The 15083-nt window shown below is 55.0% G+C and carries 14 protein-coding genes and 1 pseudogene; 9 read left to right on the top strand and 6 right to left on the bottom strand.

Annotated elements, in window-relative coordinates:
* The first annotated feature begins 3 nt into the window (after positions 1-3).
* Positions 4-3285, top strand: coding sequence for a hypothetical protein (locus JMJ16_RS49610; RefSeq protein WP_201393757.1), 3282 nt, complete (start codon positions 4-6; stop codon positions 3283-3285).
* A 122-nt stretch (positions 3286-3407) separates the two neighbouring features.
* Here the strand turns inward: JMJ16_RS49610 and JMJ16_RS49615 are convergent, their stop codons facing one another.
* Complete coding sequence (locus tag JMJ16_RS49615; RefSeq protein ID WP_201393759.1) at positions 3408-3590, bottom strand: hypothetical protein; 183 nt, start codon at positions 3588-3590, stop codon at positions 3408-3410.
* A gap of 386 nt (positions 3591-3976) precedes the next feature.
* On the opposite strand from JMJ16_RS49615, the gene JMJ16_RS49620 reads away from it, so the two are divergent.
* The 6 genes from JMJ16_RS49620 to JMJ16_RS49640 all read left to right on the top strand — a co-directional run bounded on the left by JMJ16_RS49620 (position 3977) and on the right by JMJ16_RS49640 (position 7486).
* A complete protein-coding gene (locus JMJ16_RS49620; protein ID WP_201393761.1) occupies positions 3977-4384 on the top strand; it encodes a hypothetical protein in 408 nt (135 codons plus the stop codon).
* 227 nt (positions 4385-4611) lie between these two features.
* Positions 4612-4827, top strand: coding sequence for a hypothetical protein (locus tag JMJ16_RS55480; RefSeq protein ID WP_236602094.1), 216 nt, complete (start codon positions 4612-4614; stop codon positions 4825-4827).
* 11 nt (positions 4828-4838) lie between these two features.
* The gene (locus JMJ16_RS49625) at positions 4839-5159 is read left to right on the top strand and encodes an RNA polymerase sigma factor (protein WP_236602140.1); all 321 of its coding nucleotides are present in this window, start codon (positions 4839-4841) and stop codon (positions 5157-5159) included.
* Positions 5156-6232, top strand: coding sequence for a hypothetical protein (locus JMJ16_RS49630; RefSeq protein ID WP_201377400.1), 1077 nt, complete (start codon positions 5156-5158; stop codon positions 6230-6232). Before JMJ16_RS49625 ends, JMJ16_RS49630 begins: the two co-directional genes overlap by 4 nt.
* A 139-nt stretch (positions 6233-6371) precedes the next feature.
* The gene (locus tag JMJ16_RS49635; protein WP_201393763.1) at positions 6372-6890 is read left to right on the top strand and encodes a helix-turn-helix domain-containing protein; all 519 of its coding nucleotides are present in this window, start codon (positions 6372-6374) and stop codon (positions 6888-6890) included.
* Positions 6891-7003: 113 nt separating this feature from the next.
* Positions 7004-7486 (top strand): transposase, encoded by a 483-nt coding sequence (locus tag JMJ16_RS49640; protein ID WP_236602095.1) that lies wholly within the window; start codon positions 7004-7006, stop codon positions 7484-7486.
* A 218-nt stretch (positions 7487-7704) separates the two neighbouring features.
* On the opposite strand, the gene JMJ16_RS49645 is transcribed toward JMJ16_RS49640, so the two are convergent.
* Positions 7705-8595 carry a sigma-70 family RNA polymerase sigma factor gene (locus JMJ16_RS49645; RefSeq protein WP_236602096.1) on the bottom strand — a complete coding sequence of 297 codons (891 nt, stop codon included), beginning with the start codon at positions 8593-8595 and terminating at the stop codon, positions 7705-7707.
* Positions 8596-8921: 326 nt separating this feature from the next.
* Between JMJ16_RS49645 and JMJ16_RS49650 the strand changes: the two genes are divergently transcribed.
* Positions 8922-9278 (top strand): YciI family protein, encoded by a 357-nt coding sequence (locus JMJ16_RS49650; protein ID WP_201393767.1) that lies wholly within the window; start codon positions 8922-8924, stop codon positions 9276-9278.
* 116 nt (positions 9279-9394) lie between these two features.
* Here JMJ16_RS49650 and JMJ16_RS49655 read toward each other — a convergent pair.
* Positions 9395-10496: pseudogene (locus JMJ16_RS49655) on the bottom strand (IS630 family transposase).
* Positions 10497-10839: 343 nt separating this feature from the next.
* Here JMJ16_RS49655 and JMJ16_RS49660 point away from each other — a divergent pair.
* Positions 10840-11463 (top strand): hypothetical protein, encoded by a 624-nt coding sequence (locus JMJ16_RS49660; RefSeq protein ID WP_201393769.1) that lies wholly within the window; start codon positions 10840-10842, stop codon positions 11461-11463.
* Positions 11464-11660: 197 nt separating this feature from the next.
* Here JMJ16_RS49660 and JMJ16_RS49665 read toward each other — a convergent pair whose 3' ends face one another.
* From JMJ16_RS49665 to JMJ16_RS49675, 3 genes are all read right to left on the bottom strand, one after another.
* Positions 11661-12542, bottom strand: coding sequence for a transposase (locus tag JMJ16_RS49665; protein ID WP_236601125.1), 882 nt, complete (start codon positions 12540-12542; stop codon positions 11661-11663).
* Positions 12457-13593 carry a hypothetical protein gene (locus tag JMJ16_RS49670; RefSeq protein ID WP_236602097.1) on the bottom strand — a complete coding sequence of 379 codons (1137 nt, stop codon included), beginning with the start codon at positions 13591-13593 and terminating at the stop codon, positions 12457-12459. Before JMJ16_RS49670 ends, JMJ16_RS49665 begins: the two co-directional genes overlap by 86 nt.
* A 213-nt stretch (positions 13594-13806) precedes the next feature.
* Positions 13807-14949 (bottom strand): hypothetical protein, encoded by a 1143-nt coding sequence (locus JMJ16_RS49675; protein WP_201393771.1) that lies wholly within the window; start codon positions 14947-14949, stop codon positions 13807-13809.
* Positions 14950-15083: the final 134 nt, after the last annotated feature.

Genomic DNA, 15083 nt, shown 5'->3' on the forward strand with positions numbered 1-15083 from the left:
CCAATGGCAAACAGCAAAATCAATGCCGGCTTTCATGATATGCTGGTAGCGGACCTCAAGAGCGGCATATCACGTATCCATATAGACACGCAGTTCACATACACGTTCGAGAACTTTTTTCATCCATTTGTCGGCGAATTGCTCGCGAAACTGAACAGAGACTCGCTGCCCGGTATGTTGGACGCCACATGGCAGGATGGACTCAAGCAAGACTTTTTCAATGCCCTCTACAATCCCACTGAGAACAAGCTTGTTCAGGTGAGATCCTTCCCAAAGGAGATAGATGTCTCCGAGCATGGGCCGTATGCGAGCTACAACTGGGAATTGTTCTTTCATATCCCATTGACGATCGCCGTGCATCTGAGCAAGACGCAACGTTTCGCTGAGGCACAGCGCTGGTTCCACTATATCTTCGACCCAACCTCAAACGATCATAGCGTTGATCCGCCACTGCGGTTCTGGAAGTTTCTCGCTTTCCGCCAAGCAGGCGGCAGCAAGCGCATCGAAGACATCGTTCGACTGCTGAGTATTCCACGATCTGAATTGTCGCACGACGATCAGTTGTTCCAGGATGATATCATGAATGGCTATGATGCCATCCGTGACAAACCATTCCAGCCCCATGCTGTTGCGCGGACGCGCCATCTGGCCTATCAATACTGTGTAGTGATGAAGTATCTGGACAACCTGATCGCGTGGGGTGACAACCTGTTTCAGCAAGATACGGTGGAGTCCATCAACGAGGCAACTCAGCTGTATGTTCTGGCCGCCAATATTCTTGGAGAACGCCCGCAGCAGATTCCACCTCCTGGGAAGACTGCGATCAGGACCTTCGCACAACTCAAGAAAGAACTTGGACCGATTGGTGATGCGCTGGTGGATCTGGAGGGTCAGTTCCCTTTCAATCTTGCCGCTCCAAATTCGAGCGCAGATGGTAGCGACGCAGGGGATTCCAACGCGCTTTTTGGCATTGGGCGTACACTCTACTTCTGTATTCCACGCAACGACAAACTACTGGGCTACTGGGACACCGTCTCCGACCGGCTCTTCAAGATTCGTCATTGTATGAATATCGCGGGCGTCGTTCGTCCACTCGCTTTGTTCGATCCGCCTATCGATCCTGGTATGCTGGTCAAAGCGGCAGCAGCAGGAATCGACATTGGGAGCATCGTCAGCGGCGCGAACCAGCCCATCGGCCCCCTTCGTTGCTTGATCCTGATTCAGAAGGCATTAGAACTCTGCGGCGAGGTTCGCAATCTCGGCAATGCTCTCCTTTCTGCGCTTGAGAAGGGCGATGCTGAACACCTCGCGCTTGTTCGCCAGCGCCATGAGGTTCAAATCCAACAAATGGCGCAGGGCGTGCGCTTTTTACAGTGGAAGCAAGCACAGGAGGCGACAGAGGCTTTGCGCCATAGTCGCGCCACTGCACTGGAACGCTACAATTATTATCAGCGATTGCTTGGGTTCAGCGAAGACAACACCGATGTCCCTGACGAACTACCCATCGATCGGCGCGAACTGACCGAGGATAATTTTGATGAAGCCTACGCTGCGCTTGTGGATCAATATACCAGGGCAGTTCCAGTGCAGGATTATCCAAATATCATTCGAGCGCCGGAACTGGTGTCGGATCTGATCGCTTTCCAGTTGCCAGCCGGCAACCTGTATCTCAATCTGTACGAATTCTTAGATCTCAATGTGCTGGGGCCAGCTGCACTGGTTCTGCGATCGCTTGCCTCTGCTACAAATACTACTACATCAGTGTTGGCAGAAGTGCCAGATGCCTTTATCGACGGGTTACCACTGGGTGTTGGGGGACACGCTGCAGTAGGAGGAGGTAGTGAGTTCGCAAACTCCGGGCAATCGGTATCGAGAGCGCTTGACGAGCTAGCCCATATCTCAGAATTTGCTGCGTCCTATGCCTCAAAGGCGGCCGGATACCAGCGAAGAGCTGGAGAATGGATCTTGCAGTACAATCTGGCCGCCCGAGAGCTAATGCAAATTGGTCGGCAGATTCTTACCTCACTCATTGCCGAACAGATCGCGCACCACGAGTACCAGAGTATTCAGCAACAGATTGCCAATGCGCAGGAGGTAGACCAGTTCCTTCACGACAAGTTTACCAACGAAGACCTCTATCTGTGGATGCAGGGCGAGATTTCGCGGCTCTACTACGAGTATTACCGGTTCGCGTTCGATACTGCGCGTAAAGCCGAGCGAACAATGAAACAGGAATTGATGCGCCCCGAAGTAGATATCCAGGACTTTGTGAAGTTCAACTATTGGGATAGTGGACGCAAGGGCTTACTATCTGGTGAAGCACTCTATCTAGATGTTAAACGGATGGAGATGGCGTACCTTGACAACAATAAGCGCGAGTTGGAGCTGACACGCCATGTCTCACTGCGCCAACTCGATCCTCTTGCGTTAATCACTTTCAGGTCCACTGGTACATGTCAGGTGACAATTCCCGAATGGCTCTACGACCGGGACTATCCCGGTCATTATATGCGCCGCATCAAAAGCGCGGCGCTCTCTCTGCCATCTGTTGTTGGCCCGTATACGAGCGTCAACTGCACCCTCTCGCTCTTGAAAAGCAGTCTGCGGAAGTCCCCACTCCTCAAGGACGGTGAGTATGTGCGGCAGGGTACTGAGGATGACCGTTTTGTAGACTACACAGGCACGCTGCAATCGATCGCCACAAGCAGTGCCAATAATGATAGTGGGCTTTTCGAGACCAACCTGCGCGATGAGCGCTTCCTCCCCTTCGAAGGCGCAGGCGCAGAGAGCACCTGGAAGCTGGATCTGCCTGTGAACTATCCAGCATTTGACTACTCAACCATCTCAGATGTCATTCTGCATATTCGCTACACGGCTCGTCAGGGGATTGATCCTACCAAAGTCAAAGGGGCGTTAGACAGCCTGTTCAGGCAGACCTCGCCATCTAACCTGGGCTTGCTCTTCAATCTGCGCTATGATTTTTCCACCGAATGGTCAGCGTTTGTCAATGGCACTGCCAACTTCACTACTGTTATTCGCCGGGATTACTTCCCGTACTTGACGCAAGGCCAACCGATTACAATTACCGGCTTTGATCTTTATGGGCAGGACATGACAAAACATCCCAACGTTGGCGACCCGGCAGGTGCTACGACTGACCTTGGTAATCATGCCCAATTTACCCTTTCTCTTGAAGTAGACAACCCGCCAGGACTACATCCGGTTCTGACACGTACAGCCAGCGCACAAGTCTTCCTGATTGTGCGCTATGCTCTCGGTGTTTGAGAGAAGGCCATACAAATCTGGGTACTTGCCTATTTCGAGTTCGCTATGGGATGGAAAGCGAAGAACTGAGCGCTTGCCGCATTTGGGTCTCTGTGCGTAACAGAGGTGGCGACCGTAGCAGTTTAAGACACCCCGGTCTCTTGCGGGTTGACGCTGCCGACGTAGGCGCATTCGGCATAGAGTGGACACTCACTGCACTTTGGCCGCTGGGAATGGCAGATCTGGCGACCGTGGCGGATGAGGCCAACATGCAAGGCGTAGACCCAGTCAGGCGGCGTAATTTTGGCGAAGACGGTGTGGGCCATGTCGGCGTTCACCTTCGGGCCGATGAGCCCCAGGCGTTTACTGACACGCCACACATGGGTATCAACCGAGAGAATGACTTTATTTACATGGGAACGACTTTATTTACATGGGAAGTGGTTCTGACACTCACCACCACAACCTGCTCAAATTGTTTATGCATTGTCGTTCTCTCTCCATTCTGCCCTCTCGGCGCTCCGGTGGCTAATACACGAGAACAGGCGAGGAAGCACATCCATCTCTGGTGTGCGCGTCGCGAACCCTGCACTCGCCAGGAGGTATCACCAGGTCTTCAAAGTGGGAGGCCCCTTCACAGCGATCAATCCTCTGCCTCGCTGGAGCCGATCCATACGGAGAGGACGAAAGAGGCGCGGAGGGGATCGGGGATTTGTGGATCCTCGCCTGTCGCTGCCCCTCTGGGGAGTGGAGCAGAGCGCAGCTTGCGGCTCCAGCTCTGTATCGGCATCATTCCCCCTGGGACACGTCGGGCAAAGAGCAAGAAACATGGTGCGGTGGCCCGCCAGGGGGTGACCGGGATCTTTTTTGCCCTGGCAGACCACACACCCCTGCTCGTATTCTACCAGATCCTGGCCCCATCTGGCGAGCAATCACTTCAGCTCATGGATCCACGGACCTGGCACGCTTCATCAGGACTCCCCGCATGCCCCTGGTGGAGGCCCGAGACGAGGATGCGGAGCACATTGAGCAGGCGGAACATCGTGCCGCCTGGGTGGCCTTTGGGTTACATAGTGACCGCTATTCCCTTTTTCTCCAACAATTCATGGATATCACTTAGTATGTCATCTAGTGCAGCTTCAAGGGACCGGTTGTGCAAGAGGCACGACCAATTCACAGGGAAACGACCTACACGTGCGTTATTTTCCCTGCTCCCGCTCGGTGTCTCGTTTCTCTGACCTCATTGAACCGACGCGATGTAACAGTTTTCCCAAAACAGACGATCTATGAGAGAATCTACAAGCGAGGGCTTCACCACCTCTATGAAAATCGTTTTTGAGGAAGAGTATGCATCAAACGTTTCGGGAACAAACCTGGGATGAAACACATTTCGCGCTGTTCTACCAGCAATACGCCTCGCCTCTTCTGGACTATTTACGCACGCGGACGCGCACATTGGAGGACGCAGAAGATATTCTGGTGGATGTGTTTCTCGCCGCTCGCCAGGCCCCCAGATTGGGCATGAGACACCCAGAGGACAGTTTGCCTGGCTCAGGCAAGTAGCACGCAACAAACTGGTCGATTTCTACCGTCGTGGAAGCCGAGCTCAGGCTATTCCGCTGGAACACGCCTGGAACCTCGCAGACCCGGAAACGGCACACGATCCAGAACAGGCACTGGTCCAGAGCGAAACGCTGGACCAGCTCCGGACTGCCGTGGAGCACTTGCCCGCGCCGCAGCGAGAACTGCTCCACTTGCGCTTTGCCGAAGGGCTGCGCTGCCCACAAATCGCCACACGCATGGGCAAACGCGAGGGGGCCGTTCGTATCATGCTGGTCCGCACACTAAAAACGCTGCGTGGAATGTATCACGCCAACCGAGAGGAGCACCGATGAAAGAGCCATTCGCGAACCTGGATACCAACCATATCGATGAGCAAATCGAACAGTTCCTGCAAACGATCCCGGCTCAGCAAGATGGCGAGGAGAGCCGTTGTCTCCGGGATCTCTCCTATCTCTATCGTAAAGAAGAGATTCTCGCTCGTGCACACCAACGCCTGATGATCGTCGACCAGCCAGACCAAACGCTCGCAAGAGGGTACCAGAAGGCCTCCAGCAGCACCAAAGAGCGGATGTCTCCCACGATGGTTTCCCTGCCACAGACGTCTATCGTGCGCAAGCCGTTCTCGTGGACGAAAATGGTCGCTGTGCTCGCCGCCGCTCTGTTGCTGATCAGTGCGATTGTTGAGACAACATCGTTCTTCAGCACACGCACCCAACAAACGCTCGGAACAGGCCATAAGGGCAGTGGTGCAACTGCGACGACAACTGCTCCCTCAACACCTGCGGGCACCATCCTCTTCTCTGATCCGCTCAGCCAGAATGTCCATAACTGGCCAGTTGGAAACCTCGTTGGAAACCTCGGTCAGAAACAAACGGCTTTCAAAGACGGTTCTTATCACATCACGAATCAGGGCAACGGGCCCGCTGCCGTCGTTTCTCCTCAGCAGACGTTTCCTCAAACCACACTGAGTTACCAACTCACGATGGAGGAGGTTGCCGGCGACGATAGCTCTTTCGTGAATACGTTCGGCATGATCCTGCGCTACACCACCCAGACAGTCGGAGGGAGGATGCTTGTGACCTTCTATGCTTTCACGATCCTCAATGAAGATGGCAAGAGTCAGTATGTCTTCTACAAATATGATAGCAGGTCTGCGCCTGCCCCCTGGACGCAGGTCGGCAAGACCATGAAGGCGGGCAAGGAATTCCGTAGCGGCCAGGGGCCAGATGCGGCCAACACGGTAAAGATCTCCATCAATGGCAACTCATTCGCCTTCTCTGTCAATGGCCGGTTGGTTGGGACTGCCACAGATGCGAGCCCATTGCAGTCTGGCCAGGTGGGTATGCTGGTGTACCTCAAAGGCACCGAGGTTGCTTTCTCGAATCTGTTGATCACGCAGCCCTAACCCTTTCTGGGTGAACAGTTCTTCCCCAAAGAGAGCAATCCTCCAAGAAGGATTGCTCTCTTTTTCTCTCCTCATGAACCGAACGGAAGCCGTGCCAGTTGACACAAAACGCTTGTACAAAGGGAGGAAAACCGCAAGCATGAAAGCTCCCCTCTATGTCAGACCATTGAGCTCAGCTGAGCGGGAAAAGATCGAAGCTGGCTTGCGCTCATACGATGCCTTTACTCTGCGTCGTAGCCAGATCCTGCTGGCTTCCAGCCGTGAGCAACGCCCATCAGCAATCGCGCGGCATCTCGGCTGTGCAACCCAAACCGTACGCAACGCGATCCATGCCTTTGAGCAGGAAGGGCTGGGCTGTCTCACTCGTGAGTCCAGTCGCCCGAAAACGGTGCAAGCCGAATTCGACCAGGCCAAGTGTGAGGCATTACGAGCGATCTTCCACCAGAATCCATGGACTTTTGGCAAACCCACCAGCCTCTGGACACTGGGGCTAGCAGCAGCAGTTTGTTTTGAGCGCGGATTGACTGAAAAGCAGGTCAGTATTGAAACCATCCGACTCGCGCTTAAACGGGTGGGAGTTGGTTGGCAACGTGCCAAACACTGGATCACGAGTCCAGATCCCAAATACCGTAGGGAAAAAAACGGCGCGACGCGCTGATCGAACTGGCTCAGCAGCACGGCTGGGAGATTGGCTACCTGGATGAAGTGTGGTGGAGCCGGCTGAGCCAGCCGGCTCTGCACAGTTGGAGTGAAGAGAACGAGCCGTTGCGCTTGCAGGAACACTCCAAGGACAAGGCCGACCCTGATCCCCAAGCGCTGGCGTGTTACGGCATGCTCTCGGCTGGCAGCGGTCGCATGCGTTTGCGCTTCGTATCGGGACGCCCAGTAAGCCAGGTCACGAAGGATTTTCTGGAGTGGCTGTGCGAGCAAGTCCAGGCTCAGGGCAAGCAGGTCCTGCTGCTCATTTGGGATAACGCTTCCTGGCATGTGAGCAAGCAGGTCAAAACGTGGCTGCGCGAGCACAATCATACGGTGCTGCAAGAGGCTCAAATGGGCAAACAGGGAGTACGCATTGTTCCCTGCTGGTTGCCCACCAAGAGCCCCTGGCTCAACCACATCGAGCCAAAGTGGGTTCATGGCAAGCGCGCTATCGTCGAGCCTGCTCGGAAGCTCTCCGCTAGTGAACTCAGGCAGAGGGTGTGTGACTACTTCGGCTGTGAACAAACGGAACTCATTACACAACTGGTCCCTTGAAGCTGCACTAGTGGTCTGACCACCAAAATTTAACAAGTTCAAAAGCCAACGTTCAAAGCCATCGTGCTAACGCTAACACGATGGCTTCTCCTTCCCAGCGTGGTTTCACGTCACCTCGGCGCAGAGCCGGAGTGAACAGATGTCGAACCTGGGTAAGCGAGAGCTTTCATCACTCACCCAAATTGAGACGCACGCCAGGTTCTCGCCCTTTCAGCAGTCTAGGGAGCCCGCTCGATGCCTGAGTCCAGGAGCACGAGATCGAGATGGCGAAGGTGCTCGGGGTCGGCGACCATAGTGATCTCGACGATCTTGCCGCTCGTAATCGTGAGCTGGAAGACGAGGACATGTTGCCCACGCCGGGCCACAGCTCCCACAGCTCCGTTCACCAGCGCTGGTTGTACTCCCCTGGCGCGCCCGGAGAACTGCCGGGCCACGGCTCTTGCACCGCGAACTTCGCCTGGCGCGCCCCCGGACACGGCGGCATGGTCGGCCTGCAGGACCACATCCGGATCCAGCAGCGCGAGCAGCGCGTCGAAGTCCCCCTCGCGCGAAGCCTTGAGGAAGGCTTCGACCACTGCTCGGCTTCCTGGATCATCCGCTTCTTTTCCTCTCCCGGCCTCCCGCATTCGGCTGCGTGCACGGCTCGCCAGCTTCCTTGCCGCGGTCTCTGAGCGCCCGACGATAGGGGCAATCTCGTTGAAAGGCACGTCAAAGAGATCGTGCAGCACGAAAGCCAGGCGCTCGGCGGGCGAAAGTGTGTCCAGGACGATCAGCAGCGCCTGGCTGACCGAGTCAGCCAGCAGCGCTTCTTGCTCAGGGTCGATCCTGTCCTGCCCTTCTCTGCCAGATTCTGGCACAACCAATCCTACGGGCTCCTCACGGCGCGATTTGCGCGAGCGCAGCATATCTAGGCAGATCCGCGCAACCACAGTGGTCAACCATCCGCCCAGATTCCCGATCCCAGTCGTGTCGGAACGGCTGAGGTGGAGCCAGCCCTCTTGCACAGCGTCCTCTGCTTCGGAGAGTGAGCCAAGCATACGGTAGGCCACCACCCGCAGGCGGGGACGCTCTGCCTCAAATTGTGTGGCCAGCCAGTCGTGTTTGTCCATTCCTCTTCTTCCCTTTCGCTCATCGGTCACACTTCTTTGGTGTGTTCCGTCAATAAAGTGACGGAAGAAATTCACGCAATGTGACCGGGAAATAGGCTCCCATGGAACGCGAGTGAGCGATACCAGCTCGATCGAAGTGGCGATGACCATTGTAGAATCTGGCGTCGGTCACCTTTCTTCCTCGTCTTCCGTCAAAGGAGTAACCAGAGCAATTCCCCGATGACATCGGGAGACCAGCTCGCGCGTGGAAGATCGAGTGGGCAATCTGGTCAATCAAGATCGAAACCGGGGCCATGAACGTCCAGGTTTGAGGAAAAGGAGAAATTATGAAGTATATGCTACTGCTTTACGGAAACACGTCTCAACCGCCAAACTATACCCCTGAAGAAGCGCGAGCCGCAATGCAAGGCTGGTTTGATCTGGTAGCGGAAATGAAAGCGGCCCAGGTGTATCTCTCGAATGATGGACTTTCCCCGGTCACCAACGCGACGACGGTGCGTGTCCGCAATGGCGAGACGGTGACCACCGATGGTCCATTTGCCGAAACGCCTGAGCAATTGGGCGGATACTTTCTGCTCGACTGCAAGAACCTCGATGAAGCGGTTGGGTGGGCAGCGAAAATTCCCTATGCGATGTTCGGCTCAGTTGAGATCCGCCCGGTGATTACCTACACCCAGGGGTGACAAGAGAAGCAATGCCCATCAGATGGGGAGGTGGCGGCTCGCCCGCCATTTCCCTGTCTGATGCCAATCTCCTCTCCATTTCTTTGCGCGAAGTCGTAGGCAGGCATTTCCAAGAGCTACACAGAGGCTGTCTCCTCCAACTCCGCCTCAAGAACAGGATAGAGCCGTTTGAGCTTGATCCGCGCGTCCTGGGTGGTAAAGCGCCAGTTGGCTTTGACCTGCTGTGCATTGCGTTCCGCTTCCCAGGCAGCCACCTCGAGCCTTAGCGTCTCTTCCTTGCCGATGCGCCGATCCAGGCATTGCCCGCTCAACACGGCCAGTTCAATCTCGGCCATGTTCAACCAACTCCCGTGTTTCGGTGTGTAGTGGATCTCGATCTTCTCGCGGATACGCCTGGCTTCCTCTGGCTCAATCGTCTCGTAGAGGGCCGAGAAGTCATGCGTATTCAAATTGTCCATCACGAGCACGATCTTCTCTGCCTCTGAATAGTGCATATCAACAAGATCACGAAGAACGTGCGCGAAATCGTGCTTCGTCCGATGTGCACTCACCGTCACATGTCGCTTGCCCGCGAGTGGCTCAAAGCACATGAACAGGCTACAGACACCCTGCCGCTCATACTCGTAATCATAGCGCTCCACCTGACTAGGTTCCGTCGGAATGGGCACCCGCGTTTCGCTCACCAACTGCTTGCTGGTTTCATCGAGGCAGATTTGTGGATACCGGGGATCATATGGGTGCGTGTAGATATCCAAGGTCTCTTCCATCTGGCATACAAACGCGGCATTTGCTTCAGGAGGAATGCAATACTGCTCTTTTTGCCACGGTTTGAGCTCGTTTTTTTCAAGACCTGTCGCACCGTTTCGCGCCCCACACACTCCACATAGCCCAACTCGACCAGTTTATCGGCAAGCAGGCGGATGGTCCAATGAACGCGCCCGGATGGCGCAGGCGAGCACGCCAAAGCAATCAGATGGGCTTCTGCCTCACCGTCGATCCGTCGTGGTCGATGTCCACTGGGGAACGGTGCTCCAGTGCAGCTGTCAGACTCTGCTCGACAAACTGCTGACGCACGCGCCCAATTGTTGTGGTGCTCACCTCCAGCGCCTCGCTGATCTGCTCATCGGTCCAGCCTGGCCCTTCTGGACGTGCATCAGCTTTCAGCAAAATACGTGCGTGCAGCAATTTCCGCGCTGCCGCTTTTCCCGCCGAAATCATCTGAAGAAGTCCCGTCCGTTCCTCTCCAGTGAGTTTCACAATATACTTTTTATTCACGTTCTTCTCCTTGCGCTTTGTTCTGTAGCCCAAGGATACAACACTGCTTGCCAACTCGCCACATGGTGATGGTCAGACCACTAGGTTATGGCAATTGCCTCTGCTTTCTCCACAAATCCTCCACATCGGTCTGGAAAAGTTCGGGGATAAATGGGTTGCGCCGCGACAAACGGTTCAGGTATGCTTTGGCTAGGAATGAGTGACCTCCCTCTCCTCTGCCTGCTTAGTCCCTCTATTTCTTCTGTGTCCTTGTTTTGCTTGCTCATATCCAAAGGAGGGAACCATTATGCCTGCAACTATCGAGGGAGAGGAGTCTCGTCTCGCTCCACGCAGCCTTGTTGTGCGTCGCCGCCCGAGGTCCGAGCCCGAGAAAGCGCCAGCGGTCCAGACAGCGCGTGCGTCACAATTCGTCAAACCACGAACGCAGCGCCCTGTAACGACTGAAGAGGTGCAGGAATTCTCGCGGCCGTCAGCGCTAAAGTCGAAAAAGTCACAGCGAGGGAGCTGGCTCTTGCCCCTTGGGCTGGGCATGGTGTGTGCGCTACTCCTCGCGCTCGCGCTGTCCATGGTGCTTTCCTGGAGCGGGCGACTTCTCGACGACGTTCATTATGGCTATCCACGGACAACCCAGGTAGACCACTTAGTGGGGCACGAACTGGATCCACACGTCCAAACGCATTTCACCGCTCTCAATCTCAAAGGGCAAGTGCTGGTCTTTGAGGTGCCTGGCGGCGATCCACAGCATTCGCGGCTCTTACAAGGGCCACACCTGGTTGGACCCGGCGCTGACCTGGCGCCGGTCACGCTCACGTTTTCAGGAGATACGCTCCATCCGGATCTGGTGGTAACCGTAGACGGCCTCCAGGTGGTCTACCACAACACTGGAACGAGTTATGCGTCGATGCGGTAAAACGAACGAGCACTCGTGATGTTTGTCGAAATATTTGGATCTGCCCACGGGATACGCAACGAGCTTGCAGCAAACGAGCAATGAAGGAATGGAAGAGATTGTTGAAAGCAGACAGGGACTCTCGGCCCTCATGACAAGCTCAGAGGAGCAATGACACCTCGCTCAAATCGCCTGTTTGTTCGCCAGTTCCTCCTGTATTACTTGATAGCGAGAAAGGTGGGGACGCCTGCCACGGAAACACGCCGTTGCGGTGGTCCCCACCAGGCATTACAGGCGAGCCGGTCGGACCACCTCCAGCGGTAATGCGAACGCACTTCACGAGGGGGACGTGGTGGTGGGAAAACCTTCTCAGGACACTCAACAAGCGCGATGATCTCGGTGTGTTGACGACGCCAATGGGTCGTCCAGGTGCGGCGAAGCGCTCGACCTGCGACATCCACCCATCGTATTGGTCCGAGAAGGACAGGCGTTTGCTCACACGCAGCCAAAGCAGGTGGGGGCAAGAGGCGACGGACAGCGCTGACCCGTCGAGCACGATTGCCTTTGGCACCTTTCGCCAGGCATTGTTCTCGCAGAGAACAGCGCTGACAGTCGGTCTGATAAGCGAGATAGACGGCACGCTGAGTGAACGCATTTTCTTGGCGCACTTCGCTCAACCACAAGCTTGCTCCCGCTGGACAGCGAAGCTTGCCATCCTCTTGTAACGTAAAGGCATCAGCCCCGAAGCGTCCAGTGGCTCGTCCGAATGCTGCGGCCCACTCCCACGGCCCATACTCCTCAACTGGTTCTTCAATGGTGAGAAGCACAGGAGGTGTCTTTTTCGGAGATGCCCACTCGATCTCGCGTAGCTCAGCTTTTTGCATAGCCTGTCCAAGTGAGAGCCGGAGGTTCCATACCCATTGACACGCAATCTGCCAGAGTTCTTGTCCACACTCGGTGTACGAACACCAGCGGTCGGGATCTTCTTCGACATCTTCATCCGCAAGTACCGCTTCAAAGGCTCCCCGCCCATGATAGAGATCGAGCACATCGCGCGACGAGGAATCCATCGATGGGCAGGGTTGTGATGAAGACCTCATACACCCACTCACCGATGCACTTGCCCACCGACACCCTCTTGCCTGGTGCGGGGGCACGATGCCGAGCCACAATGATGCGGGTTTGAGGTACCCCCTCATCCAATGACAACCAGCCTCCATCAAACAACTCGACCTCCTCATCACTGTTCACTCTGGTCACCCTCGCGGTTGGTAGGTGAGCGAGCACGCGCTGGATCTGAGGGTGCTCCAGGACGCGATACCCTCTCGCTCGTGTCACCAGATGGACGCCTGCTGCAATCAGTTGTGCAATGGCTACTGTATCCCCATATTGCCCGTCGAGGCGAACAAGAGCTACCTGTGCAGTGAGCGCAAAGAGCTCCAGGTAGGTTGTGATGGCCCGAAGCGCTGAAGCGAGCTCTGCTTGATAGTCACCATTGCCCCGGCCTGCAAAGGTGCCGATCCATTGACGAGTATGCATCTGAAGCGCGACGGTGCGTGTGCGGACGACCTCACCTCGTTTTCGTCCGGTGTAGCCTGGCGCGCAGACCGCATCGAGTCGGCGTCGAGGGGGAGGCAAGCTTGGATCACAGGGCAACGCTCGCTGCCGTGCTGCCTGACGTGTCGCATCGACATCAAAGACGATGTAGCGGCGGCTCTGTCGATCCCAAATACCGCCGATCGTCTCCGAGGTCCACCCTTCAGTGAAGCCGTATTGCTCGAAGAGCTGGCGAAACACTTCCAAGCAGGGACGATCGACACTCGCCAGAAAACGGCTGAGCGTGGCACGATGGGGAAGGTTCGCACGCTCAAACAGGGCCATGAAGGCTGACCCAAAGGGAGTGACTCGCTCAAAGAAAGCCGATAACGTTCGTTCTTCACTCATCGCGTACCCGAACAGGAGCGCGAGAAAATCAATTGGTTCATAGCTGCCGAAGCGTCCGCGCACCAATTGGATTTGATGGGCGAAGGCTTCTAGAATCCCTTTCGTTGTGAGGTGCTGGGACAGGATGACGACTTCGGCGAACCACGCTGGCACCGAGGGACGATCTACGGGAGAGGTTTGGACCTCTATGCTCGGGTTGGGTATCATACTCAGAGAGACCTCCTTGTGAGAGTATGGTTTGTTTCCCTCTCATTAGATGTCTCTTTTCTTTTTATGCTGCTAGCTTGCTGTCAGCTCGTTGCGTATCCCGTGGGCAGATCCGAGAATTGCGACAAACAACACATTCTCAAGCAAACTAGCAGATATGTTAAAACTCGTTGTGCATCCCGTGGGTCTAGAGAGGATCTTATCGGGTAGAGATTACTCTCCTTCTCTCGCATAGTCATTGTGTTCTCTTTCGCTTTTCCCAGGAACCTTGCTTGTGTGATGATAGCGTACTTCAGCCAGAAATTCAGGCCACCATTCATCTTGTTTTGACAAGGCGAACAGGGCTTCACGCGATTGGTCCCAACGTTCCCGCAACCTTTCCCAGGCCGAAAGCAGCGCGTGTCTGCTTCCCAATTCGGGAATCAACCACTTGCGCCCAATTTGAGCATGTAACACTTCATCTGCCCAGTCGTAATCCTGGAATCTTGTTACAAGCTCGTCTCCCGCAGCAAAAGCGATTTCCCATTCCCAGCGCTTCCCAGTCTCCTTAGGCATCAAATTTTGTTCAATTCCCCACAGAATAATGTGTGCCTCGAGTGGCTCATAGCTCTTGTTCAGGGATAAGGATGATGTTATGTCAAGGGGATAGCGATAAAAGGGAACTCCTTTGGCATATAATCCTACCTCTCCCATCATTGCATGCCGGGCTTCATCCCAAAGTTGCCGACTCAGATCCTGATAGTATTCCCAAGGTTTCCCCTGTGTCTTAAAGAGAATTGGCCCCATCCATTCTGGAACATCCATTTCTCGCAATCGCTTGTAGAGTAACGCGTACATACGCTCATCCGCATCTCGGGATATATCTTGATAATACTCATCAATGGCTGCTGATCGATTCAACGAATCGCGAAAACGCTGATCGCGCCGTGGAACGCTGTCCATAGTATAGGGAGAGCCATCAGAGCGAGGACATGGGGAAGGAATATTATTCTCATTGGGAAGATCTCCCGCAATTCCCCCAGCGGCATCCAGGAACCAAGACAGATGTTTTTCCCAGTCATGAGCTATCTTGGCTGCTTCTGGGGCCTGCGTTAAAGCGGTTGTTGCTTGTGTTCCCCAAACCACCATTTCCTCTTCATCTTTCAGAAGCAAACGGAGGAGACGGCAGGTCGGATAGTCGCTTAGTGGGTTTGCTTGAGCCAAGTGCTGGTTCAACGCACGAATGAGTGCTGGTTTGACAACGCGGTAGACGCCAACCAGCAGTTCAATTGTATTGCTCGCCCGGATAAGTTCTTCAAAGAGCCTCTTCAGCTCTTCGTCAGGAGCCTCATCCAGGAAATGCGGAGGTTCTCGCATTTCTGTCACCCGTTTTCGGAGCCAAGTGCTATGTTCTGCCTCAAGCCAGAGATGTAAACTGAATGCACACTTAACTTCCCACTCTGGAGTATGAGCAAGATGCGCAGCGAAGAGTGCATGCGAGGCAGTTTTAA

The sequence above is a fragment of the Ktedonobacter sp. SOSP1-52 genome, assembly GCF_016587395.1.

Bases quoted from the DNA above. Each gene is read 5' to 3' on its own strand.
- JMJ16_RS49675 (WP_201393771.1), bottom strand. From the start codon at position 14,949: ATGCGAGAACCTCCGCATTTCCTGGATGAGGCTCCTGACGAAGAGCTG.
- JMJ16_RS49670 (WP_236602097.1), bottom strand. From the start codon at position 13,593: ATGATACCCAACCCGAGCATAGAGGTCCAAACCTCTCCCGTAGATCGT.
- JMJ16_RS49610 (WP_201393757.1), top strand. From the start codon at position 4: ATGGCAAACAGCAAAATCAATGCCGGCTTTCATGATATGCTGGTAGCG.
- JMJ16_RS49630 (WP_201377400.1), top strand. From the start codon at position 5,156: ATGAAAGAGCCATTCGCGAACCTGGATACCAACCATATCGATGAGCAA.
- JMJ16_RS55480 (WP_236602094.1), top strand. From the start codon at position 4,612: ATGCATCAAACGTTTCGGGAACAAACCTGGGATGAAACACATTTCGCG.
- JMJ16_RS49645 (WP_236602096.1), bottom strand. From the start codon at position 8,595: ATGGACAAACACGACTGGCTGGCCACACAATTTGAGGCAGAGCGTCCC.
- JMJ16_RS49665 (WP_236601125.1), bottom strand. From the start codon at position 12,542: ATGAGGTCTTCATCACAACCCTGCCCATCGATGGATTCCTCGTCGCGC.
- JMJ16_RS49635 (WP_201393763.1), top strand. From the start codon at position 6,372: ATGAAAGCTCCCCTCTATGTCAGACCATTGAGCTCAGCTGAGCGGGAA.
- JMJ16_RS49650 (WP_201393767.1), top strand. From the start codon at position 8,922: ATGAAGTATATGCTACTGCTTTACGGAAACACGTCTCAACCGCCAAAC.
- JMJ16_RS49615 (WP_201393759.1), bottom strand. From the start codon at position 3,590: ATGGCCCACACCGTCTTCGCCAAAATTACGCCGCCTGACTGGGTCTAC.
- JMJ16_RS49660 (WP_201393769.1), top strand. From the start codon at position 10,840: ATGCCTGCAACTATCGAGGGAGAGGAGTCTCGTCTCGCTCCACGCAGC.